Annotated in this window: 23 protein-coding genes, 1 tRNA gene and 1 rRNA gene; 11 read left to right on the top strand and 14 right to left on the bottom strand. The window is 51.0% G+C overall.

Annotated features, from left to right (window positions below; genetic code table 11):
• Nucleotides 1-10: 10 nt before the first annotated feature.
• Nucleotides 11-126, top strand: a 5S ribosomal RNA gene (gene rrf, locus ACHHZ7_RS15255).
• Between the two features lie 505 nt (nt 127-631).
• Complete coding sequence (locus ACHHZ7_RS15260; RefSeq protein WP_081003608.1) at nt 632-2,353, top strand: SulP family inorganic anion transporter; 1,722 nt, start codon at nt 632-634, stop codon at nt 2,351-2,353.
• A 311-nt stretch (nt 2,354-2,664) separates the two neighbouring features.
• On the opposite strand, the gene ACHHZ7_RS15265 is transcribed toward ACHHZ7_RS15260, so the two are convergent.
• The 7 genes from ACHHZ7_RS15265 to aspA all read right to left on the bottom strand — a co-directional run bounded on the left by ACHHZ7_RS15265 (nt 2,665) and on the right by aspA (nt 10,631).
• On the bottom strand, nt 2,665-4,326 hold the full coding sequence (locus ACHHZ7_RS15265) for a fatty acid--CoA ligase (protein WP_060682858.1): 1,662 nt from the start codon (nt 4,324-4,326) through the stop codon (nt 2,665-2,667).
• Nucleotides 4,327-4,776: 450 nt separating this feature from the next.
• Nucleotides 4,777-4,852: transfer RNA gene (locus tag ACHHZ7_RS15270), tRNA-Phe, on the bottom strand.
• A 152-nt stretch (nt 4,853-5,004) separates the two neighbouring features.
• Nucleotides 5,005-5,580: a transcriptional regulator gene (locus ACHHZ7_RS15275; RefSeq protein WP_008785982.1), complete on the bottom strand. Its 576-nt coding sequence runs from the start codon at nt 5,578-5,580 to the stop codon at nt 5,005-5,007.
• Nucleotides 5,581-5,616: 36 nt separating this feature from the next.
• Nucleotides 5,617-7,326 (bottom strand): protein-disulfide reductase DsbD, encoded by a 1,710-nt coding sequence (locus ACHHZ7_RS15280; protein ID WP_060682857.1) that lies wholly within the window; start codon nt 7,324-7,326, stop codon nt 5,617-5,619.
• Nucleotides 7,302-7,649 (bottom strand): divalent cation tolerance protein CutA, encoded by a 348-nt coding sequence (cutA, locus tag ACHHZ7_RS15285; protein ID WP_003025447.1) that lies wholly within the window; start codon nt 7,647-7,649, stop codon nt 7,302-7,304. Before cutA ends, ACHHZ7_RS15280 begins: the two co-directional genes overlap by 25 nt.
• Nucleotides 7,650-7,777: 128 nt before the next feature.
• Complete coding sequence (gene dcuA, locus ACHHZ7_RS15290) at nt 7,778-9,079, bottom strand: anaerobic C4-dicarboxylate transporter DcuA (RefSeq protein WP_003830670.1); 1,302 nt, start codon at nt 9,077-9,079, stop codon at nt 7,778-7,780.
• A gap of 115 nt (nt 9,080-9,194) precedes the next feature.
• Complete coding sequence (gene aspA, locus ACHHZ7_RS15295) at nt 9,195-10,631, bottom strand: aspartate ammonia-lyase (protein ID WP_003830668.1); 1,437 nt, start codon at nt 10,629-10,631, stop codon at nt 9,195-9,197.
• 338 nt (nt 10,632-10,969) lie between these two features.
• On the opposite strand from aspA, the gene ACHHZ7_RS15300 reads away from it, so the two are divergent.
• The gene (locus tag ACHHZ7_RS15300) at nt 10,970-11,446 is read left to right on the top strand and encodes an FxsA family protein (RefSeq protein ID WP_003025457.1); all 477 of its coding nucleotides are present in this window, start codon (nt 10,970-10,972) and stop codon (nt 11,444-11,446) included.
• Between the two features lie 49 nt (nt 11,447-11,495).
• Here ACHHZ7_RS15300 and yjeH read toward each other — a convergent pair whose 3' ends face one another.
• On the bottom strand, nt 11,496-12,761 hold the full coding sequence (gene yjeH, locus ACHHZ7_RS15305) for an L-methionine/branched-chain amino acid transporter (protein WP_008785985.1): 1,266 nt from the start codon (nt 12,759-12,761) through the stop codon (nt 11,496-11,498).
• 275 nt (nt 12,762-13,036) lie between these two features.
• Between yjeH and ACHHZ7_RS15310 the strand changes: the two genes are divergently transcribed.
• The 3 genes from ACHHZ7_RS15310 to ACHHZ7_RS15320 all read left to right on the top strand — a co-directional run bounded on the left by ACHHZ7_RS15310 (nt 13,037) and on the right by ACHHZ7_RS15320 (nt 15,623).
• A complete protein-coding gene (locus ACHHZ7_RS15310) occupies nt 13,037-13,330 on the top strand; it encodes a co-chaperone GroES (protein ID WP_000027827.1) in 294 nt (97 codons plus the stop codon).
• A gap of 43 nt (nt 13,331-13,373) precedes the next feature.
• A complete protein-coding gene (gene groL, locus ACHHZ7_RS15315) occupies nt 13,374-15,017 on the top strand; it encodes a chaperonin GroEL (RefSeq protein ID WP_003830576.1) in 1,644 nt (547 codons plus the stop codon).
• Nucleotides 15,018-15,269: 252 nt separating this feature from the next.
• Entirely contained in the window at nt 15,270-15,623 is a 354-nt protein-coding gene (locus ACHHZ7_RS15320) for a DUF4156 domain-containing protein (protein WP_003025468.1), read from the top strand.
• 88 nt (nt 15,624-15,711) lie between these two features.
• Here the strand turns inward: ACHHZ7_RS15320 and yjeJ are convergent, their stop codons facing one another.
• On the bottom strand, nt 15,712-16,575 hold the full coding sequence (gene yjeJ, locus ACHHZ7_RS15325) for a YjeJ family protein (protein ID WP_060682856.1): 864 nt from the start codon (nt 16,573-16,575) through the stop codon (nt 15,712-15,714).
• Nucleotides 16,576-16,758: 183 nt separating this feature from the next.
• Nucleotides 16,759-17,787 (bottom strand): EF-P beta-lysylation protein EpmB, encoded by a 1,029-nt coding sequence (gene epmB / locus ACHHZ7_RS15330; protein WP_060682855.1) that lies wholly within the window; start codon nt 17,785-17,787, stop codon nt 16,759-16,761.
• A gap of 41 nt (nt 17,788-17,828) precedes the next feature.
• Here epmB and efp point away from each other — a divergent pair, with 41 nt between their 5' ends.
• The 3 genes from efp to ecnB all read left to right on the top strand — a co-directional run bounded on the left by efp (nt 17,829) and on the right by ecnB (nt 18,841).
• A complete protein-coding gene (gene efp / locus ACHHZ7_RS15335) occupies nt 17,829-18,395 on the top strand; it encodes an elongation factor P (RefSeq protein WP_003025478.1) in 567 nt (188 codons plus the stop codon).
• 57 nt (nt 18,396-18,452) lie between these two features.
• Nucleotides 18,453-18,587, top strand: coding sequence for a lipoprotein antitoxin entericidin A (gene ecnA, locus ACHHZ7_RS15340; protein ID WP_048236299.1), 135 nt, complete (start codon nt 18,453-18,455; stop codon nt 18,585-18,587).
• Nucleotides 18,588-18,694: 107 nt separating this feature from the next.
• The gene (gene ecnB / locus ACHHZ7_RS15345; RefSeq protein WP_003025482.1) at nt 18,695-18,841 is read left to right on the top strand and encodes a lipoprotein toxin entericidin B; all 147 of its coding nucleotides are present in this window, start codon (nt 18,695-18,697) and stop codon (nt 18,839-18,841) included.
• Nucleotides 18,842-18,872: 31 nt separating this feature from the next.
• On the opposite strand, the gene ACHHZ7_RS15350 is transcribed toward ecnB, so the two are convergent.
• The gene (locus ACHHZ7_RS15350) at nt 18,873-19,472 is read right to left on the bottom strand and encodes a helix-turn-helix transcriptional regulator (protein WP_032942159.1); all 600 of its coding nucleotides are present in this window, start codon (nt 19,470-19,472) and stop codon (nt 18,873-18,875) included.
• 255 nt (nt 19,473-19,727) lie between these two features.
• On the opposite strand from ACHHZ7_RS15350, the gene sugE reads away from it, so the two are divergent.
• A complete protein-coding gene (gene sugE, locus ACHHZ7_RS15355) occupies nt 19,728-20,045 on the top strand; it encodes a quaternary ammonium compound efflux SMR transporter SugE (protein ID WP_000118520.1) in 318 nt (105 codons plus the stop codon).
• Here the strand turns inward: sugE and ACHHZ7_RS15360 are convergent.
• Together ACHHZ7_RS15360 and ACHHZ7_RS15365 are read right to left on the bottom strand one after the other, a co-directional pair.
• The gene (locus ACHHZ7_RS15360; RefSeq protein WP_001221666.1) at nt 20,042-20,575 is read right to left on the bottom strand and encodes a lipocalin family protein; all 534 of its coding nucleotides are present in this window, start codon (nt 20,573-20,575) and stop codon (nt 20,042-20,044) included. The genes sugE and ACHHZ7_RS15360 overlap by 4 nt on opposite strands.
• Before the next feature lie 93 nt (nt 20,576-20,668).
• A complete protein-coding gene (locus tag ACHHZ7_RS15365) occupies nt 20,669-21,814 on the bottom strand; it encodes a class C beta-lactamase CMY-49 (protein ID WP_060682854.1) in 1,146 nt (381 codons plus the stop codon).
• 131 nt (nt 21,815-21,945) lie between these two features.
• On the opposite strand from ACHHZ7_RS15365, the gene ampR reads away from it, so the two are divergent.
• Nucleotides 21,946-22,821, top strand: coding sequence for a LysR family transcriptional regulator AmpR (ampR, locus tag ACHHZ7_RS15370; protein WP_020996269.1), 876 nt, complete (start codon nt 21,946-21,948; stop codon nt 22,819-22,821).
• Between the two features lie 41 nt (nt 22,822-22,862).
• On the opposite strand, the gene frdD is transcribed toward ampR, so the two are convergent.
• Nucleotides 22,863-23,219, bottom strand: coding sequence for a fumarate reductase subunit FrdD (gene frdD / locus ACHHZ7_RS15375; protein WP_003025535.1), 357 nt, complete (start codon nt 23,217-23,219; stop codon nt 22,863-22,865).
• Nucleotide 23,220: the final 1 nt, after the last annotated feature.

Raw genomic sequence — 23,220 nt, forward strand, 5'->3', positions numbered from 1 at the left:
ACAGAATTTGCCTGGCGGCTGTAGCGCGGTGGTCCCACCTGACCCCATGCCGAACTCAGAAGTGAAACGCCGTAGCGCCGATGGTAGTGTGGGGTCTCCCCATGCGAGAGTAGGGAACTGCCAGGCACCAAATAAAAGCGAAAGGCTCAGTCGAAAGACTGGGCCTTTTGTTTTATCTGTTGTCTGTCGGTGAGCGCTCTCCTGCCCAGGACAAATCCGCCGGGAGCGGATTTGAACGTTGCGCAGCAACGGCCCGGAGGGTGGCGGGCAGGACGCCCGCCATAAACTGCCAGGCATCAAATAAAGTGAAGAAGCCCATCCTGACGGATGGGCTTTTTTGCGTCTGTGCGGGATGAAAACCGCCGGATGCGACGTGCCGCCTTATCCGGCCTACAGGGGCCGGGCTGAATGTATTTTGTAGGCCTGATAAGCGCAGCGCATCAGGCACATCACAACACCGCACCATCGGGTGCAAAGCAATATCCTGAGCCTCCATAACACAAGCCTTCCTGCGGTATATGCGGTAAACCCCCAATCTGAATTTTCTGTATTACCTCCCGAAAATATCAGGATCGCCTGCGACAGTTACGTGTACCTTTATCTATAAGTAAGGGTCTATCCGGGGAATAAAGTGTTCGGAAAAATGGTATTAAACTACATGCCGGGGCTAAAAAATTTATTAGCGTACGATAAAAGCTGGCTAAAACATGATGTTAAAGCCGGGTTATCCGTTGCTGCTGTAGCACTACCGGTTGCGATTGCTTACGCTGAGTTGGCGGGAGTCGGGGCTATCGTCGGGTTATATTCCTGCGTTTTGCCAATGCTAGCTTATGCGCTGTTTGGTTCTTCCCGCCAATTGATTGTTGGCCCTGATGCCACGACCTGCGCGGTAATTGCAGCCGTTGTAGTTCCTCTTTCTGCCGGAAACCCAGAACTTCACTGGCAGTTGACAATTGTCATGACTGTGATGATGGGGGGATGGTGCCTGCTTGCCAGTAAATTTCGCCTGGGCGCGCTTGCTGACTTGCTTTCGCATCCCATTCTAACGGGTCTGCTTAACGGGGTTGCCGTGACGATTATTGTCGGGCAACTCGGTAAGGTATTGGGGATTACGCTTGATGAAGAGCAAGTGATTGAGAAGATCATTGCCCTGCCTGGCCGACTCTCAGAAATTCATTTATTAACCTTAGGGATCTCCATCCTAACGTTAGCGATTTTAATAGCTATCAAGACGTTTCGTAGCCAATGGCCAGCACCGTTGATTGCTATTGTGATAACAACGGCGCTGGTATGGATTACATCTGCGCAGCAGTATGGGATTGCCACTATTGGGGGATCGGGCTTTCAGTCTGGTTTGCCCGTCGTTCACTGGGGATCGTTTCAGCCTGGTCTGGCGCGTGATTTATTGATCCCTGCGCTGAACCTGGCGTTAGTCAGTTTTGTTAGCCTGATGCTCACCGCTCGCAGTTTTGCCGCAAAAAACGGATACGAAATAAATGCTGATGCTGAGTTCAGGGCTTTGGGTGTCGCGAATCTAATGTCTGGTTTATCTCAGGGGTTTGCGATTAGCGGAGCCGATTCCCGGACTGCGGTAAATGATTCCTCTGGAGGGAAAAGCCAGCTTGTTTCCGTTGTTGCTGCCTTAATCATCGGAATCGTCGTGGTATTTTTCACGCAGCCATTACAATTTATTCCGGTATCTGCATTAGGCATTGTTCTAATTTATGCATCGTGGTCATTAATTGATTTACGCGGGCTCTGGAACCTGAGGCGAAGAAATAAACCCGCATTTCGCCTGGCGTTCTTCACCTTTGGCTGTGTTCTGATTATTGGTGTTATTCAGGGGATTGGCCTTGCGGTATTGTTGGGTCTGTTGCAGTTCCTGCGCACAGTTTTCCGTCCTACTGAACACTTATTGGGAATTGACGAAAATGGGATGATTCACTCATTAGGTAATTCAACTGATGTGAAAATGATCCCTGGCGTGTTGATGTACCGATTTAACTCACCGCTGACCTATTTTAATGTGGCCTATTTTAAGCGCCGCGTTTTGAATTTAGTCGATGGTGCAGTACTACAACCTAAATGGGTGGTCATTGACGCCGTTTCTTGCTTTACCTATTCAGATATCAGCGTTCTGGCAACCATTAATGAGTTAAAACGGGACCTGAAGGGGCGGCAGATTAAGTTAATTCTTGCGGGCCGGAAAACGGAGTTAACACGCTGGTTTAAGGAGAGTCGACCGACAATGAAAGATGACGACATGATTCTGGCACCAGACCTTTATTTGGCGCTCCGGTTCATTCAAAGCAAAGAAAGCATGAGTGAGGGTGAATCTGGCGTTGTTGAATAAAGCAGATTTAGGTAAATGATCAGGCTGGATGGAAGGTCTGGGGGCGGATTTTTCGTCCAGCAGGACCTGACATTGACCGGAATCCACAAAGTAAGGAAATCAGCCCGTAAACTGATTTTGCCGAATCAACATAACGCCGGGCCCGAGGTGCCTGTGGCGATGAACATGCCCTGGCACCCATTTTGCTAAAGGGGGATCAGCATCCGCGCGGGGATGGTGAGATCCCCGGCAGAGCATTGATAACGACATGCTACCTGAAATATAAGCAGTGTGACTGTTGTTAACCTTACGCTATGAATGCGACAGATCGCTTAAATGCTTTCCTTCCCATTGCTGGCTTCGAGCTCCCGAATCAGGCGCTTGTTGATCTTACCGACGCTGGTTTTGGGAATATCCGGGACTATCCTTATCTGTCGTGGGATCGCCCATTTAGTGATGTGGCCGCGGTCGACGAATCCTTGCAGATGTGCCGCTATGGCCTGCGGCTCCAGGTCTTCTCCTTCCTTGCAAACCACCAGAGCCAGGGGGCGTTCGCCCCACTGTTCATCAGGTATCCCGACGACGGCTACCGACCTGACTGCCGCGTGTGAGCTGATGAGGCTCTCCAGCTCCAGCGTGCTTATCCACTCACCGCCCGTCTTGATTACGTCTTTGATGCGATCCTTTATTTCCACTATCCCATGGGGATCGATAGAGGCAATGTCGCCGGTATGCAGCCAACTGCCATTCCATAGCTCAGCTCCTTTCTCGGGTTCCTTCAGGTAGCCCTGAGTCAGCCAAGGGGCTCGCACCACTATTTCACCCAGGGCTTCGCCGTCGTGCACTACCTCCCGACCTTCGCCATCGACGATACGCAGATCCACCAACGGAACAGGCAGGCCGGTCCGAATCCGCAGGGGTAACTGCTCATCCATGGGAAGGGCCAGCTCGGCATCGCTTAAGTGGGTCATACAGAGCAGGGGACAGGTTTCAGACATACCATAGCCAGCGTGAATGCGTATGCCCTTATGGTGGGCCTGTGTCGCCAGTCCAAGGGACAGTGAACTGCCACCCAGCAACATCTTCCATCCCGACAGATCGGTCCGTGTGGCTTCGTCGCACTCGAGGATCATTTGCAAGATGGTTGGCACACAGTGCGAGAAGGATACACCCTCATCGTGATAGAACCGCACCAGCTTGTTGGGTTCGTAACGACCGGGGTAGACCTGCTTCACACCCAGCATTGTTGCGACATAGGGAGCGCCCCAGGCGTGCACGTGAAACATAGGAGTGATCGGCATGTAGACATCGTTCGATCGTAGCAGCGACTGTCCCTCGTGGGCTGCCAGGAGGCCCAGCTCATTGAGCGTGTGCAGGACCAGCTGACGATGGCTGAAGTAGACCCCCTTGGGATTGCCCGTGGTTCCAGTGGTGTAGAACAAGGTCGCTACCGAGTTTTCATCGAAGTCGGGGAAGTCAAAGCGATCTCTCGCTGCGGCCAGAAGGGTCTCATATTCCCCCAGCACCGGCAGGCTGGTTGCCTTCGATTCTTCGTCGCTAAGCTGGATGTATCCCCGGACAGTGGTCAGTGTCTCTGCCAGTGACTCGACAACCGGCAAGAAGTCGTCGTGCACCAGTACCAGGTTGTCCTCGGCATGATTCATGGTGTAAGCGATTTGGTCCGCCGAGAAGCGGACGTTCACCGTGTGTAGCACGGCACCAATCATAGGCACCGCGAAGAAGCACTCGAGGGCGCGATGGCTGTCCCAATCTAGCAGGGCTACGGTGTCTCCAGGCATGACACCGGCCGCTGTCAGCATGTTTGCCAGGCGATGGATGCGCTGTTTGAGGGTGCGATAGTCGTAACGCAGCTTGTCGGCGTAGACGATTTCTCGCTCGGGATGAGAACGCCCACCCGACAGCAGCAAGCTCTTGATCAGCAGCGGATAGGCATGGGCTCCCTGCGCTGACTGTATGACTCTTGTTTTCACCATCCAGATTCCTCGTTGACTCATTATTTGCTCGGTATGATGGCAATTGTAGATGAAGGTTGGTATTTACTCCCTGGCGTTTGCTTCAGATGTCGAGGCGGCGCACCAGCTCCAGTCCCTGGGGATGAATGTGCGTACCCTACAACGCCATCTGGAAGAGGGGGGCGACCTTCAGCGAGCTTATCAATGAAATGCGGCGCGACCTGGCGCTCCCGCAACAGTATTGTGCCCAAGGTTGTTCAGATAAATTACTCAAATTTAGCCTACGGTTAAGCACGCCAGACAAAGAGGTGTGCCTGATACCGCTATATTTTTTGCAGTACCATCGTGGTTCCAGTGAAAGGTTTAAGTGTCGTGATGAGGTGGGGTGGGAGTCGCTGTGGGCAGAACGATAAGAAATCTTGCGGAGCCCTGAAAGCAAAAAACCCGCCATAGGCGGGTTCTTCTAAATAGTGGTGCCCGGACTCGGAATCGAACCAAGGACACGGGGATTTTCAATCCCCTGCTCTACCGACTGAGCTATCCGGGCAACGGGGCGCATTAAACCGTATTCACGTCTGTCAGTCAATCAAATTTCTGGAAACATTGTTCAACCGCTTAATATTGCGGCAATCTGCATGGTTATGCCTGAAGTTTGCACAAATCTATCCGGCAGAGACGACGAAAACAGATAATGCTCGCTTAGGTCAGCGCACCGCCCATTCGGCACTGGGCAAAGCGCAGGATATCTTCAGCCAGGCGGTGTGCCGTTTCGACATCAGCATGGCTACGATTAACCAGCATGCGGCTCAGGCAGCCTTCCAGCACCAGTTCCATCTGTTTGGCGACCATTGCCGGGTCGTCAACTTCCAGCGTCGTCAGCAGCTCATGGGTGAAGTCATGTGCCGCCTTTTTTTGCTGATCGGCTAACTGATGGATCGGATGCCCGGGATCGGGGTAAAACGTACAGGCGGCGATGAACAAACAGCCGGGATAGCGATTATTGCTCACGCATTCGGACAGCGCAGTGTAGCGCGCCAGTAATTTCTGCTCAGCGCTCAGCGTGTCATCCAGTAAAAGCTGACGCCGCCAGATATCCACCCGCTGGCTGAGGTAACGCAGCGCATCGTACAGAATGGCCTCTTTATCGGGCCAAAAGCGCTGCAGTTCATCCAGAGGATAATCGATGCGTTCGGCCACCATTTCCAGCGTGGTATTGGCTATCCCTTGCACCTCAAGTAATTTCAGGGCTTCTCCCAGGACATCTTCACGTTGCACGGTATTCTCCTCCGTATTTCCTGTTGCAAGTGTCGCTCACGGTTGGCGATCGCGCAAATGTGCGCTGAAGGTCGCGGCATCCATAAAGCCCGTAACCCGAGCTTCCGGGTGCTCTTTCCCCTCGGCATCAAAGAACAAGATAGTCGGCAAACCTAAAACCTGTAGATGTTTCAGGAGTGCGACATCCTGTGCATTGTTTGCTGTCACATCCGCCTGCAATAGCACTGTGTTGCCTAGCGCTTGCTGAACCTGCGGATTACTGAACGTGTATTTTTCAAATTCCTTACAGGCTACACACCAGTCGGCATACAGATCCAGCATGACTGGCCTGCCTTTAGCTTGCGCCAGTGCTTGATTTAACGCATCTATCGATGCCACCGGCGTGAAGTTAAGATGTGCCTGGGTTTGAGCATATGGCGCGCCGAACGCCCAGTCTTGCAATGGACGCACGCTTACCAGTGCTGCGGCTAACAGGACAATCTGCACGATACGCATCCAGGCGTGCTTTGCCTGTAGGCTGGTGATGAACGCCCAGCCAAAGAACGCGACGCCTAGCAGTGACCATAAGCGAACGCTCCACTCGTCGCCAACGATACGTTCGAGCAAGAAGACGGGAAGCGCCAGAATGACAAAGCCAAAAGCGGTTTTGACATGTTCCATCCATGGGCCACTTTTAGGCAGCAAGCGGTTGCCAAATACGGTAATCAGCATCAGGGGTAATCCCATCCCCAACGCATACAGATACAGTGTGCCACCTCCCAGCCACATGTTCCCGCTCTGAGCGATATACAGCAAAATCGCGCTTAGCGGGGCCGTTGTGCAAGGAGAACAGATGAGGCCAGCAATCGCCCCCATCGCAAAGACGCTGCCGGGAGATCCGCCTTGCTGGCGGTTACTCATTAGCGTGAGACGCGTTTGCAGTGATGAAGGCAATTGCAGCGTGAACAAGCCAAACATCGACAGAGCCAGCAGCGTAAAGATGACGGCAAGGCCAATCAGGACGTAGGGATGCTGAAGCGCAGCCTGGAACTGCAAACCTGCGGCTGCAACAACCAAACCCAGCGCGGTATAGGTGAGCGCCATCCCTTGAACGTAGATAAACGTCAGCAACAGTGCCCGTCCGGTTGATAAGCGCTGCTTGCCACCCAGTACGATACCGGAAATCAACGGATACATCGGCAGTACGCAAGGCGTAAACGCGATACCAATTCCGATCAGCAATGCCCACAACGCGGAGAAGGGGAGTTGGGCCGCGGGCTGCGGTTTCTCTTGCGGATCTGCAGTGGTTGGGGCTGGCGCAGAGGCGGCCGCGGAACCAGCAGACACTTCACTTAATGGCACCGTTTTTGTTTCTGGTGGATAGCAAAATCCAGCGTCGGCGCAGCCCTGGTATGTGATCGTTAATGTTGCGCCAGACTTAGCCTGATTGACCGTGATCGGGACAGTCAGCTGTTTACGGTAAATCTCACTTTTGCCGTAAAACTCATCTTCATGCCAGACGCCTGGCGGCAGTTTTACCTCAGCAATATTGGCCTGAGATGGCGTAATGCTTATCTGTTTGCGATACAGATAGTAGCCATCTTTAACCTGCCATGTGAGGTTCAGATCGTGTTGGTTTTGCTGAAAATCAAAAACAAACGCCCGATCGGCAGGAACAAACTGCGAGCGGCCAGGCGCGTCAAATAATCCGGCAAAGGTAGATGTGCTGCACAGCAGCAGGATCAGCGTAAGGATGCGTTGAGCCATGAGCGGTAATCAAAGTCTCCGTGAGTGACGGGTAAAACCAGAAGTTCAGGTGTTTGATATGGATGATGTGACTTCAGGCAATCGAGAAGGGCTTGCTGGTGTGTGACGGTGGTTTTTAAAATCATCTGGACTTCATATTCCTGTTCCAGTTTGCCTTCCCAATAGTAGAGGGAGGTCGCACCGGGTAGCAGGGTCACGCAAGCAGCCAGCTTTTCCGCCAGCACTTTGGCGGCGAGATCCTGGGCGGTTGCTTCATCCGGGGCGGTACAGAGCACCACAACGGTATCGGGGATGGAAATATCCTGACTCTTTACATCAAGCATAAACACCTCGAAAGAACAGAGTAACCAGCAAAAGAATGGTCACTATACAACGGACGAGGGAAGGATGTTAGTTAAAGCGGGGTGGGGAGGAGGAACTGCAGGGCGCCCAGGCACCCTGCAGGAAAAACTTACAGCATGAAACTGCCCAGCAAGAAGCCGAAGCAGACAGCCAGAACCACACCCAGAGTACCCGGGATGAAGAACGGATGGTTAAAGACGAATTTACCAATGCGAGTTGTACCGGTGTCATCCATCTGAACTGCCGCAACCAGAGTTGGGTAGGTTGGCAGAATGAATAGGCCAGAAACCGCGGCGAAAGACGCAACAGCAGTCAGTGGGGAAACGTTCAGAGCCAGAGCCATCGGCATCAGTGCTTTAGCGGTTGCAGCCTGAGAGTACAGCAGTGCAGAAGCAAAGAAGAAGATGACAGCCAGCAGCCACGGATGACCCTGAATTACGCTACCTGCAGTATCTTTGATCCAGTCAATGTTGTGAGATACGAAGGTATCACCCAGCCATGCAACACCCAGGATACAAATACAGGCGCTCATACCGGCTTTGAAAGTGCTGGAGTTCAGGATGGAGTCAGTTTCAACGCGGCAGATGATCGTGGTCAGCGTCGCGATGCTCAGCATGATGATCAGGATTGCGTTGGTGGTGTTCATCAGCGGCTTAGCGACCAGACCGAGGCTTGGGCTGTTGACGATCGCATATACGACGACACAAACCACGCCCAGCAGGAACAACCAAACAGAAGTTTTTGCGCCCGCTTTGATTTCAACTTGTCTTTCACCACGCAGTTCAACCAGGCCTTCTTCCAGACGCTTACGATAAATCGGATCGTCAGACAGTTTGGAGTTGAACAGCGCAGTTACCAGGAAGGACATGACCAGTACAGCCAGCAGGGTGGACGGAATGACCACGGACAGCAGGTGAATGTAGCTGATGCCATGACCTTCCATTACGGAAGACATGTAAACCACGGCTGCGGAGATTGGAGAAGCCGTAATCGCAATCTGTGCAGAAACCACTGCAGTAGAGAGCGGACGGCAAGGTTTGATCCCTTGTTCTTTCGCAACTTCAGCGATAACTGGCAGCGTTGCCAGAGAGATGTTGCCGGTACCTGCGAAGATAGTCAGGAAATAGGTCACGATAGGTGCAAGGATCGTGATGTATTTCGGGTTTTTACGCAGCAGTTTTTCAGTTTGATGAACCAGATAGTCCAGACCACCTGCAATCTGCATAGCTGAAATGGCAGCGATAACCGCCATGATGATGGAAATAACATCGAACGGGATATTACCGGGTTTTACGCCGATAGCGGCGAGAACCAGAACACCCAGCCCACCTGCAAATCCAATACCGATACCCCCAAGTCTGGCACCTAAAAAGATTGCCAGCAAAACGATGATAAGTTCTAAAACTATCATATTAGCCTTCCTTGTTGTTTAACAAGTTGATATTAAATTGTTGTTTTTAAGTAACTTCGAGTAAGAAAAAAGGCACGTCATCATGACGTGCCTTCTCCGGTACTACCCTACACGATTACTGTTCGCTTTCATCAGTATAACGTTTTGCTTTATAAGCAGGGTGCATCAGGTTCTGTGCAGAGAAGATATCGTCCAGTTCAGACTCGGTCAACAGACCGCGCTCCAGGACAACTTCACGTACGCTCTTACCAGTTTCGGCACAAATTTTACCGACGATGTCGCCGTTGTGGTGACCAATGAACGGGTTGAGGTAAGTAACGATGCCGATGGAGTTGAATACAAACGCTTCACAGACTTCTTTGTTAGCAGTGATACCACTAACGCATTTTTCCAGCAGGTTGTAGCAAGCATTGCTCAGAATGTGAATGGATTCAAACATTGCCTGACCAATGACCGGCTCCATTACGTTCAGCTGCAGCTGACCAGCTTCAGATGCCATGGTTACAGTGATGTCGTTACCGATGACTTTGAAGCACACCTGGTTTACGACTTCCGGAACAACCGGGTTCACTTTAGCTGGCATGATAGAAGAACCAGCCTGCAGTTCCGGCAGGTTGATCTCGTTCAGACCCGCACGCGGACCAGAGGAGAGCAAACGCAGGTCGTTACAGATTTTGGACATCTTCACAGCCAGACGTTTCAGTGCGCCGTGCACCATAACGTATGCGCCACAGTCAGAAGTTGCTTCAATCAGATCTTCTGCCGGAACACAGGCGAAGCCGGTGACTTCAGCCAGTTTCTGTACTGCCAGCGGAGAGTACTCTTTCGGTGTGTTCAGACCAGTACCGATTGCTGTCGCGCCGAGGTTAACTTCCAGCAGCAGCTCAGCGGTACGGCTAATGTTTTTCACTTCTTCTTTCAACAGTACGCTAAAAGCATGGAATTCCTGACCGAGGGTCATCGGTACAGCATCCTGCAGCTGGGTACGACCCATTTTCAGGATGTCCTGGAATTCAACAGCTTTTTTCTCGAAGCCTTCGCGCAGCTGGTTCAGTGCATCAACCAGTTTGATGATGGATGCGTATACAGCGATACGGAAGCCAGTTGGGTATGCGTCGTTGGTAGACTGACATTTGTTAACGTGGTCGTTCGGGTTCAGGTACTGATATTCACCTTTCTGGTGACCCATCAGTTCCAGACCGATATTGGCCAGAACTTCGTTGGTGTTCATGTTGACGGAGGTACCCGCACCACCCTGGTAAACGTCTACCGGGAACTGATCCATGCATTTTCCGTTATTCAGGACTTCATCACACGCCGCGATGATGGCATTTGCCACACTCTTAGGAATGGTTTGCAGCTCTTTGTTGGCCATAGCCGCTGCCTTTTTAACCATTACCATACCGCGAACAAATTCAGGAATATCGCTGATTTTGTTGTTGCTAATGTAGAAGTTTTCAATCGCTCTCAGAGTGTGGACACCGTAGTAGGCGTCCGCTGGAACTTCCCTGGTACCCAACAAGTCTTCTTCGATACGAATGTTGTTTAACATGTGAACCTTCTTTTTCAAGCTGCCAATGATTTGACTAAACACACAGGATATATGTGATTTCGATTGTTTCTCGACCGACGATTATCCCCTGCATCGGTCTGATACCCGAGATCATATGCTGGTTCAGGATTTCTACCGTAATCTGGATCACTTAAAGCGTGGAATTTACCCCTTATTTATTATTCTGTGAAATGGATCACCCCTTTGTGATTAACCCCAAATATTAGTGTACAAGCCACTTGAAATTTTGCTAACCACCACAATATCAAATCGATGCGATTAACATAATTTTTCGAACAGAAGTTGAACAAAACGGCTGTTATTAACAGGAGATCCCTTTGCGCTGGATACCATTACTTGCCATTTTTCTCTATGTTTACATAGAGATATCTATCTTTATTCAGGTTGCCCATGTGATGGGCGTCCTGATGACGCTGATTTTGGTTATTTTTACATCGGTTATCGGTATGTCTCTGGTTCGTAACCAGGGATTTAAGAACTTTTTACTGATGCAACAGAAAATGGCGGCAGGTGAAAGTCCGGCTGCAGAAATGATCAAAAGCGTATCGCTGATTATTGCCGGTCTGCTGTTGGTGCTGCCCGGATTTTTTACCGATTTCCTCGGTCTTCTTCTTTTATTACCCCCGGTGCAAAAACATCTGACGATGAAACTGCTGCCACATTTGCGTTTTTCGCGTATGCCTGGCGGTGGTTTTAGCGCCGGAACGGGTGGCGGTGAGACTTTTGATGGTGAATTTCAGCGCAAGGATGACAAGCGCGACAGCATCGAACATAAAGACGATCGTCGGGATTAAGCATCAGTATGTAGGCCGGATAAGCGTTAGCGCCATCCGGCAAAAGTGTTTATAGGCCGGATGACGGCGTCAACGTTGCCTTATCCGGCCTGCGGGGTAAAAACAGCCAAAGTCCTGCCAGCATAATCAACGCGTATAGACTCTTCCAGCCGACCATCGCCAGTAGCAGTAGGCACAGCAGACCGCCAATGACCGCCAGTACGCGATAATGCCCTTTCAGTAATCGACAACCTGCCAGCATGCACAGCAGATAAATCATAATAAAGATGCCGTTGGCGTAGACGATTAACGCATCGAGATTGATTTGCAGCATATAGATGCACAGAGTACTGATTACGCAACAGCCCAATACGGCGTTTAGCGCATTGCGCGGAAGGTGTCGGGGGGACAGACGAGCCAGATAACTCTCCGGCTTATACTGCGCTTGCGACCAGACCAGCCGGGCGAAGCTTTGTATATAAATGTTGAGGCTGGCAAAACAGGCCAGATAACCAATGATGCAGGCGACCCACAGAGCTTGTACGCCAAACAGTTGCACGACGATCTCTGGCAGCGACGCTGCGGCCGCCATTTGCTCGCCGTAGGCACCAAAATGGAGAACGACAACGGTGCATGCCCAATAAACAGACCCTGCCAGCAGCAGGCCGATCATCAGTGCGCGTGGGAAGTCTCGCTCCGGATTTTTGAATTCAGACGCCAGGTGAGCAAACGCTTCAAGGCCGACAAAGCACCAGAACATGACCGACAACGCGGCGAACAGGCCGGGAAGCTCAATATCGGTAATCGCAGGGAAGGGGATTTCGCCAGGTGTCAGATCGCCCGCCCACCAGATAGCAACAATCAGGGCAACAATCAGTCCTGCAATGACCGTTTGTAGATTCGCGCTGGAGCTTGCGCCGCGAGAGCCGATGTACCAAACCAATGCCAGCGTACCGAGCTCAGCCAGCAAAAGCTGCTCGTCATGCCAGCCAAACATCGCCTGACCGAATCCGGCGGCGATATGCAATGCCGCAGGCAAACCGACAGGAATGACCGACAAAAATAGCCATCCGGTGACGCGCTCCAGGCGTGAACCAAAGGCCATGCCGACAAAATGCGCCACACCGCCTGCGCTGGGAAAATGACGACCCAGTACGGCGAAGACAATCGCCACAGGAAAGACCAAAACAATCAGCACCGGCCATGCCCACAGGCTGTTGTTGCCCGCAACCAGTGCGGCCAGCGCGGGGACGGCAAAAACGCCTGTACCTAACAATGATGTCGACAACAGGCCAACGCCCTGAGCCAGTCCCAGCTCTTGTTTCAGTCCGCTCATAAGTTGTTATCCGGTTATGCCCATTGACCGGGCTACAGCGCAGATTTTTGATGGTATCACAATCAGATTTGCTTATGACGACGTGACTGAAATCGTTATGAAATGTGAGGTGCGTCGGCGTTTTGACGGGATTTTCTGCTGATAAAAAATTTTTTTCGCTTGCCCCCTTGAAGGCACAAAACCCCATCCCCATCTCTCTGGTCACTAGCCGGGAAACCGTTTACGGGCCGGCGTCACCCATAACTGATAAAGACTTTCTCAAAGGAGAGCTATCAATGAGTATTCGTCCGTTACATGATCGTGTGATCGTCAAACGTAAAGAAGTTGAATCCAAATCTGCTGGCGGCATCGTACTGACCGGTTCTGCAGCAGGTAAATCAACTCGTGGCGAAATCATCGCTGTCGGTAAGGGTCGCATCCTGGACAACGGTACCGTACAGCCGCTGGACGTGAAAGTCGGCGATATCGTTATTTTCAACGATGGCTACGGAGTTAAATCTGAGAAGATCGACAATGAAGAAGTGTTGATCATGTCTGAAAGCGACATCCTGGCGATTGTTGAAGCCTAATCCGCGAACGACACTGAACATACGAATTTAAGGGAAAGAGAAAATGGCAGCTAAAGACGTAAAATTCGGTAACGACGCTCGTGTGAAAATGCTGCGCGGCGTAAACGTACTGGCAGATGCAGTGAAAGTTACCCTCGGTCCAAAAGGCCGTAACGTAGTTCTGGATAAATCTTTCGGTGCACCGACCATCACTAAAGATGGTGTTTCCGTAGCACGTGAAATCGAACTGGAAGACAAGTTCGAAAACATGGGTGCGCAGATGGTGAAAGAAGTTGCCTCTAAAGCGAACGACGCTGCAGGTGACGGTACCACCACCGCAACCGTACTGGCTCAGTCCATCATCACTGAAGGTCTGAAAGCCGTTGCTGCGGGCATGAACCCGATGGATCTGAAACGTGGTATCGACAAAGCTGTCGCTGCTGCTGTTGAAGAACTGAAAGCTCTGTCCGTACCGTGCTCCGACTCTAAAGCTATTGCTCAGGTTGGTACCATTTCCGCTAACTCCGACGAAACCGTAGGTAAACTGATCGCTGAAGCGATGGACAAAGTCGGTAAAGAAGGCGTGATCACCGTTGAAGACGGTACCGGTCTGCAGGACGAACTGGACGTGGTTGAAGGTATGCAGTTCGACCGTGGCTACCTGTCTCCTTACTTCATCAACAAGCCGGAAACTGGCGCAGTAGAACTGGAAAGCCCGTTCATCCTGCTGGCTGACAAGAAAATCTCCAACATCCGCGAAATGCTGCCGGTTCTGGAAGCTGTAGCGAAAGCAGGCAAACCGCTGCTGATCATCGCTGAAGATGTTGAAGGCGAAGCGCTGGCAACTCTGGTTGTTAACACCATGCGCGGTATCGTGAAAGTCGCTGCAGTTAAAGCACCTGGCTTCGGCGATCGTCGTAAAGCAATGCTGCAAGATATCGCTACCCTGACCGGTGGTACCGTTATCTCTGAAGAGATCGGTATGGAGCTGGAAAAAGCAACTCTGGAAGATCTGGGTCAGGCGAAACGCGTTGTTATCAACAAAGACACCACCACCATCATCGATGGCGTGGGCGACGAAGCTGCAATCCAGGGTCGCGTGACTCAGATTCGTCAGCAGATCGAAGAAGCAACTTCCGACTATGACCGTGAAAAACTGCAGGAGCGCGTAGCGAAACTGGCAGGCGGCGTTGCGGTTATCAAAGTTGGTGCTGCGACTGAAGTTGAAATGAAAGAGAAGAAAGCCCGCGTTGAAGATGCCCTGCACGCTACCCGTGCTGCTGTAGAAGAAGGCGTGGTTGCTGGTGGTGGTGTTGCGCTGATTCGCGTAGCGTCTAAAATTGCCGGCCTGAAAGGTCAGAACGAAGACCAGAACGTAGGTATCAAAGTTGCGCTGCGCGCAATGGAATCCCCACTGCGTCAAATCGTACTGAACTGCGGCGAAGAGCCGTCTGTAGTGGCTAACACCGTGAAAGCGGGTGACGGTAACTACGGTTACAACGCTGCAACTGAAGAATACGGCAACATGATCGACATGGGTATCCTGGATCCAACCAAAGTAACTCGTTCTGCTCTGCAGTACGCGGCTTCTGTTGCGGGTCTGATGATCACCACCGAGTGCATGGTTACCGACCTGCCGAAAGGCGATGCGCCTGACTTAGGTGCTGCCGGTATGGGTGGCATGGGTGGAATGGGCGGCATGATGTAATTGCCTACACCCTGCATCCTTCAGGCTGCAGATGCGTTGGCTGCGTTTGCTAACCCCAGTCACTTACTTGAGTAAGCTCCTGGGGATTAACAAACTGGCCGCCTTCCTGCAACCAGAATGATTTGGGTGTTCATCTCCCAGAATTGAGAAACCCTCGGGCAGAAATGTCTGGGGGTTTTTCTTTTGGTCATCTTTTTAGTATATGATTCAGCTACGGACATAAGGTCCAACTAATTGAATATGGGGAATGACATGCACGTGAAATATTTAGCAGGGATCGTTGGTGCCGCGCTACTGATGGCGGGTTGTAGCTCCAGCAATGAACTGAGTTCAGCCGGGCAAAGCGTACGTTTTGTTGAAGACAAGCCTGGCGCAGAGTGCCAACTGATAGGCACCGCAACCGGTAAGCAAAGCAACTGGCTTTCAGGCCAGCACGGCGAAGAGGGCGGCTCAATGCGTGGCGCAGCAAACGATCTGCGTAACCAGGCTGCGGCAATGGGCGGTAACGTGATTTATGGCGTCAGCAGCCCATCGCAGGGAATGCTGTCCAGCTTTGTTCCTACCGCCAGTGAGATGATTGGACAGGTTTATAAGTGCCCTAATTGAGAACTGCTGCTGATGCCGGATGGCGACGCTAAAGCGTCTTATCCGGCCTACGGTACGAATGATCGTAGGCCTGATAAGCGCAGCGCCATCAGGCATTCTGAGTCTTATGCGCAGACTGAACGCGTAAATGATGCAATGCGCGCAGGCACTGATCCTGATTGAGCTTTTGCGTCTTATCACCCGTCAACGTTCTGACAAACACCTGGCACGGTACACCGGTAAGTTTTTTCAGCCGCGGGCTGAAGTCGAGAAGGCGGCGAGTAATGGCTTCGGCTTCTTTGCTACCGGAAAGGGCGCGAGTTTTCACGACCGAACCACAGAACTGGGCTTTTCCTTTATCATCTGTATAGCGGTAAATAATCGCCAGATAATGATTAAACAGGTTATGTTTCCATTCGGGTTGTGTATAAGAGTCGTATTCCAGATTGTCGTTTTGCTGACAATCAACATCGTACAGCGGCAGGAAATCCAGCAGCGATGTTATTCGTAGCGCGAGTTCTCTCATGCCAGCATTATTTATTGCGTGAATAATTGCATGCGCCAACACCTGAATCTGTAATTCATTAACCAGTAATTCGCATGTTTGTCCGTCATGTAACGTCAGAGAAAATGTTAAATTCTCGCCTTTGTCATCCACTAACATCAGCGAATTTATGCGACGGTTAATATCCGCATTTTTTAGTTCATCTTCCTGAATTGACGGAATATTCTCGTGCATTTTTTTGCTGGCTTTATCACATGCCTTTTCATATTGCATACGCTCGTCTTTGTTTAGCTGAGAAATAGCGTACAGCCGACTCTCCAGCGCGATAAGCAGGTCTCTAAGTCCAAGTGGAGAGAGAAAAAAGAGTGATTCCTTGTTTCTTGGTTCTTTTATTTTTAATGCCATGGCAACAAATTCATTCTTTTGGCGAATAATGCCAGTATTAATGCCCTTAATACTTATAGCCATAAAAGGTTCTCCCTAACCATATATTTGTTAATATTCTGCATTTGAAATTATTGATAAAATTTACGAATGAATTATTTAACTGCGCTAATTAAAATAGCACAGATTAAAAGCGAGGCTCCACTTGTGGGGATTTAAATAATAAGTAATCGTGGTGAGTGTCCGGAATCGGACACTCAGTAATGGCTATTGTTGACGTAACTGCAGATCCAGCGGTGTTTTACTTGGCTCACCACCAATTTCACGCGCCAGTTTGGGGACCATATAGCCGGAAACTAGCGTCAGAAGCTCACGCATAATGCGACGCGCTTCATCGTCGCTGACCATAAAGTGTGCGGCACCCTGCACTTTATCCAGCACGTGCAGGTAATAGGGCATCACACCGGCATCAAACAGTGCGTTGCTAAGGTTAGCCAGGGTTTGTGCGTTATCGTTCACGCCACGCAGCAATACGCTTTGGTTGAGTAACGTAACGCCCACGGCACGCAGACTGCTCATCGCCTGGCGAAACGTCTGATCAATTTCATTGGCATGGTTAATGTGATTGACCAGCAGAATCTGCAAGGAGGAGTGCGCAAAACGCTCGACCAGTCCTTCTGTAATGCGCGCCGGGATCACTATTGGTAAACGGCTGTGAATACGCAGACGCTTAATGTGCGGGATAGCTTCCAGTTGCGTGAGCAACCAGTCCAGTTCGTGGTCCTTGGCCATTAACGGATCGCCACCAGAGAAGATGATTTCATCCAGCTCAGGGTGCGCGTTAATGTAGTCGAGGGCGACCTGCCAGTTGCGCTTATTGCCCTGATTTTCGGCGTATGGGAAGTGCCGGCGGAAGCAATAGCGACAATTTACCGCGCAACCGCCTTTAACCAGCAGCAGTGCCCGATTGCGATATTTATGCAGCAGACCGGGAACCACGCTGTGCTGTTCTTCCAGTGGATCGGTTGAGTAGCCTGGCGCGGCCACAAACTCTTCCTGGGCAGTCAGTACCTGACGTAAAAGCGGATCGTCCGGGTTGCCTTTCTCCATGCGGGCAATAAACGCACGCGGCACGCGCAGGGCGAAAAGCCGTCTCGCGTCGCGTCCGGCCAACAGTTTTTCATCTGCATCTATGTTCAAAATATGCAGAAGTTCATCGGGATCGGTCACAACATCGGCAAGTTGCGATAACCAATCTTCTCTGGATGGGGTATTTAGGGTTACAATATGCGCCATTTTGTGGCTTAGCTACCAGTTAACAATTTTCAGAGGGCCTTATGGCAACGTACTATAGCAACGATTTTCGTGCTGGTCTTAAAATCATGTTGGACGGCGAACCTTATGCGGTTGAAGCCAGCGAATTCGTTAAACCAGGTAAAGGCCAGGCATTTGCGCGCGTTAAGCTGCGTCGCCTGCTGACCGGTACTCGCGTAGAGAAAACCTTCAAGTCTACTGACTCCGCTGAAGGCGCAGACGTAGCCGACATGAACCTGACCTTCCTGTATAGCGACGGTGAGTTCTGGCACTTTATGAATAACACCACTTTCGAACAGCTGGCTGCAGACGAGAAAGCGGTAGGCGATAACGCCAAATGGCTGCTGGACCAGGCTGAATGCATCGTGACCCTGTGGAACGGTCAGCCGATCTCCGTAACTCCGCCGAACTTCGTTGAGCTGGAAGTTGTTGAAACCGACCCAGGTCTGAAAGGCGATACCGCTGGTACTGGCGGCAAACCGGCTACCCTGTCTACCGGCGCAGTTGTTAAAGTTCCGCTGTTCGTACAGATCGGCGAAGTGATCAAAGTGGATACCCGCTCCGGCGAATACGTTTCTCGCGTAAAATAAGTTTTCCATTTGATCTTATGGCGCAGGTTGCTGCGCCATACTTTTTCCAGGGCAGGAATGATGAAACGTCTTCTCGGTCTTGTAATGCTACTCCTTTTCACCAGCACCCTCATGACGGGATGCAATACCGCGCGCGGCTTCGGTGAAGACATCAAACATCTTGGCAATTCAATTTCTCACGCCGCCAGCTAATCCTTTCATATAGTCTTAAAAACGGGTGTTTATCCATCACACTCCCGGATCTTGTCTATTATTAAGTAGCTATACACAAACAATATTGGCTAGAAAAGGAAGACGTTATGGTTAAGAAGACAATTGCTGCGATCTTTTCTGTGTTGGTACTTTCTTCCGTTCTAACCGCGTGTAATACCACACGAGGCGTAGGACAGGATATCTCTGAAGGCGGTAGCGCAATCTCTGGTGCAGCGACAAAAGCTCAGCAATAATGAAGAACGGTACGACGTAAGTGTCGTACCGTTAATCTCCCTTCCCTGGGAGTGAAAGGAACGGCGAGAAGCGGTTCCCCAGGTGCAGTTTCATACGGATATTCCGCTTATAGGTGTAGACCGTTTTGCCATGAATGCTGAGCGCGGCGGCAATGGCATTGTTACTCACACCATCCATCCACATTGATAATACTTTCTCCTCCTGCGGCGTAAGCAAAGGCGTGGCGTTTTTGGCTATTTCTAATGCGGGGCGAACCTGAAGCGCTTCCTGAATTGTGTTGGAGAGTGTGTTCAGCGTGGTGTGCTTGGTCAAGACCGAATGGGCTACGGATTGAGAGGGCACGATGGGGGCATGCTGTCTGTCTGCTGATTGCAGTAAAATCAGTGGGATGACGCCACAACTCATAAAAAAAGGTTTAATTGGCGGACTGGAGTGCGTCTCGCTAATAAAACTGTATAAATCCGCGATCACCAGATGCGGTTTCCATTGCAAAATATGCTCTTTTGCTAACAGGAGATTATTGATTCCTGATACCAGAAATGAGGAGCTGAACCTGCCAGAATGATTAAGCAAGGCCTCTATCCCTGTGCGGGTAAAGTGGCACCGGTCAATCACTAAAATTTTAAGCATAAACGTTTCGCATTCAGAAGAGGGGCAATCGACTTTCTGGTTTCAGAAAGCCCTTCATCATAGAGAACTCCGATGAGTGCAAATGCGGGAACTACGCCGCTAATTATGCTTAATTCTTGCTTTTAGCAGGCGGTGAATAAAAAGGTTGAAATTCATTTTCTTCCGGGCAAAAATGCCATTTCACACATCAGCTTTGCAGGACGACCTGCAAACGCTTCATTCACCGGGGACGGCCCCATAGTTCTGGAGCCTGATATGTCCTGGATCGTTTTATTAATTGCAGGTTTGCTCGAAGTCGTATGGGCGATTGGCCTGAAATACACCCACGGTTTTACGCGTCTTACGCCAAGCATTATCACTATTGCGGCGATGATCGTCAGCATCGCCATGCTCTCCTGGGCAATGCGCACGTTGCCTGTTGGAACAGCTTATGCGGTCTGGACCGGTATTGGCGCTGTTGGGGCGGCCATTACAGGGATTTTGCTGCTGGGTGAGTCTGCCAGCCCGGCACGTTTGCTGAGCCTTGGGCTGATCGTTGCTGGTATTATTGGTCTGAAGCTGAGCACTCACTAAGCGCCAGGCTGTTTCACCCAAATCAGTTTATTCACTTCAAACCCTTCCCGGGTCGCGATGGCTAACATTTGCTGTTTCATTTCATCTGAAATAGTAGGGGTCCGTGAAAGGATCCACAGGTAGTCGCGATCCGGACCACAAACCAGCGCGTGACGATATTCCCGGTCGAGTGCAATTACGTTATACCCGCCATAGAAGGGGCCGAAAAAAGAAACTTTAAGCGCGGCTCTGCTTGGGTCGCCGGTGAAATAGGCTTTCCCTTCCGTTTTCTGCCACATCTCCCTGTCAGGGTTATAGCCCTTGTTAATAACGTTGATCCCGCCGTCGTCGCGCAAGCTGTATGTTGCGGTCACTTTATCCAACCCGCGCTCGAAACGATGGTCGAAGCGTGCAATTTCATACCAGGTTCCCAGATAGCGTTTGGCATCAAAGTTATTTACCACGGTAACGCCTTTCGGCGGTGTCGGGGAGCTACACGCGACAACCAGGAATGCAGCCGTAACTGCAGCAACGACGGGCAAAATGCGCATGGGATTTTCCTTGCTGTATTTTTGTTAAGTGTAGATGACAACAGGAAAAAAAGAGAAAGAAAGGAGGCCCAATATCCTGGGCCTCATCGTTAGTTATTGCAGCTTTTCAAGAATGCGCCAGGCCGCCTCGACACGGACAGGGTTAGGATAGCTTTTGTTTGCCAGCATCACGATGCCAAGGTTTTTTTCTGGAATGAAGGCTACGTAGCTGCCAAATCCTCCAGTGGATCCCGTTTTATGCACCCATGAGGCTTTCACTGCCGGGGCGGGCGGGTTTACCTCAACGGTGTGAAGCGCTGCCAATGCCACTTTGCTGTCACTACCGTTGATGATCGAATCAGCTTTCAGCGGCCAGTTCAGCATCTCCCAGCCTAATCCCTGGTACATATCGCCAATACGCCAGTAGCGAGACTGCGCAAGCGCAATGCCCTGCTGGAGCGTTTTCTCCTGAACGCGGCTGGCGTCCATGTTGACCTGAATCCAACGGGCCATATCGGTAACGTTGGATTTCACGCCATAGGCTTCGGCGTCAAGTTGTCCAGGAGTAACGTGTACGGGCTTCCCTTCGCGATAGCCCCAGGCATAATCTTTTTGTTCGTTCTGCGGAACTGTAATCCAGGTATGCGCCAGTTTTAATGGTTGCAGGACGCGTCTGGTCATTGCCTCTTCGTAACTCATTCCTGAGGGTTTCACCGCCAGCGCGCCAAACAGACCAATGCTGGAGTTAGCGTAAAGACGCTTAGCGCCCGGAGTCCATTGCGGCTGCCAGTTTTGATAAAAACGCAGTAATGCGGCTTTATCTGTAACGTCATCGGGGATCTGCAGCGGTAGGCCGCCTGCCGTATAGGTGGCTAAGTGCAGCAGGCTGATACCCTGCCACTGTTTGCCTGTCAGTTCTGGCCAGTATTTCGTGACCGGATCGCTGAGCTTAATTTCGCCGCGGGCGATAGCATCGCCGCCCAACACGCCGTTAAACGTCTTACTGACCGACCCTAGCTCAAACAGCGTTTGCTGCGTGACTGGGTGGTTATTGGCGATATCGGCTTTACCCCAGGTGAAATAATAGGGTTTTCCCTGGTAGATAATGGCAACGGCCATACCCGGAATAGCCTGCTCCTGCATCAACGGGGTGATGGTGCGATTAACGATATCGGCAATCTGTTGTTCTGTTTTGGCGGCGGCAAACGTGGAGAATGAGGCTGTCAGCAGCAGAGCGCAGCATAACGATTTTTTCATCATGAAATCAGTTCCGTAATTAAAAGCAAAAGGGTGTCTGGGCCCGTCAGACGCAATCAGTGTGTTTGATTTGCACCGTGTTGACAAACGGTTAAATTTAGCAGCAGATATAAGTTTTTCTAACAGGCCGGATGATGACGCGTAGCTATATCCCTCTTAACTCGCTGCGGGCTTTTGAAGCCGCGGCCAGACATCTCAGTTTTACCCGCGCCGCGATTGAGCTTAACGTGACGCATTCTGCCATCAGTCAGCATGTAAAAGCGCTGGAGCAGCAGCTAAATTGTCAGCTTTTTGTGCGCGGTTCTCGTGGATTAATGTTGACGACTGAAGGGGAAAGTCTGTTACCTGTACTTAATGACTCTTTCGATCGTATGGCGGGGATGCTGGATCGTTTTGCCACCAAACAGACCCAGGAAAAACTTAAAATTGGCGTGGTGGGGACCTTTGCGGTTGGGTGTCTGTTTCCTCTACTGGGCGATTTTAAGCGCAGTTACCCGCATATTGATTTGCATATTTCTACCCATAATAACCGCGTGGATCCCGCTGCCGAAGGGCTGGATTATACCATTCGCTACGGAGGGGGAGCCTGGCACGATACCGACGCGCAATATTTATGTAGCGCGTTGATGTCTCCACTGTGTTCGCCAACATTGGCTTCGCAGATACAAACGCCTGCGGACATCCTGAAATTTCCGTTATTACGATCGTATCGGCGGGATGAATGGACGCTTTGGATGCAGGCCGCCGGAGAGGCGCCCCCGTCACCGACGCACAACGTGGTGGTGTTTGATTCGTCCGTCACCATGCTGGAAGCCGCGCAGGCGGGGATCGGTGTGGCAATTGCACCAGTCAGAATGTTCACGCATTTACTCAGTAGGGAACGAATCGTTCAACCGTTTTTAACGCAGATTGATTTGGGAAGTTACTGGATAACGCGTTTGCAATCGCGTCCGGAGACACCCGCGATGCGTGAATTTTCCCGTTGGTTGACAGGAATGCTGCACAAATAAAAAGGCCCGCCAATGGCGGGCCTGATAATTAACGCATGTACTTAGATGGTCAGAATACCAATAGCCGTTACAACGGTCAGGATTGCTGCCAGTCCGTAGAAGACCCATTTGCCAGCAGGCACGTGGATTTTCAGGTCATGCATCGCGTGGTGCATACGGTGTAAACCACACCACAGCGGCAGAACGATCATCAGGAACAGAAACGCACGTCCGATGAAGCTCTGAGCGAATGCCAGTACGCGTTCATAGCTGAAAGCATCAGGAACAAAGCCCAGCGGCAGCATAATGCCTACCAGCAGGATCATTACTGGCGCAATGATTGCGCTCCACATACCGCCTGCACCAAACAGGCCCCAGAATACGGGTTCGTCAGAGCGTTTTGGATTTGGATTAATCATT

The sequence above is a fragment of the Citrobacter freundii complex sp. 2024EL-00216 genome (genome assembly GCF_043945515.1).
Taxonomy (GTDB): domain Bacteria; phylum Pseudomonadota; class Gammaproteobacteria; order Enterobacterales; family Enterobacteriaceae; genus Citrobacter; species Citrobacter portucalensis.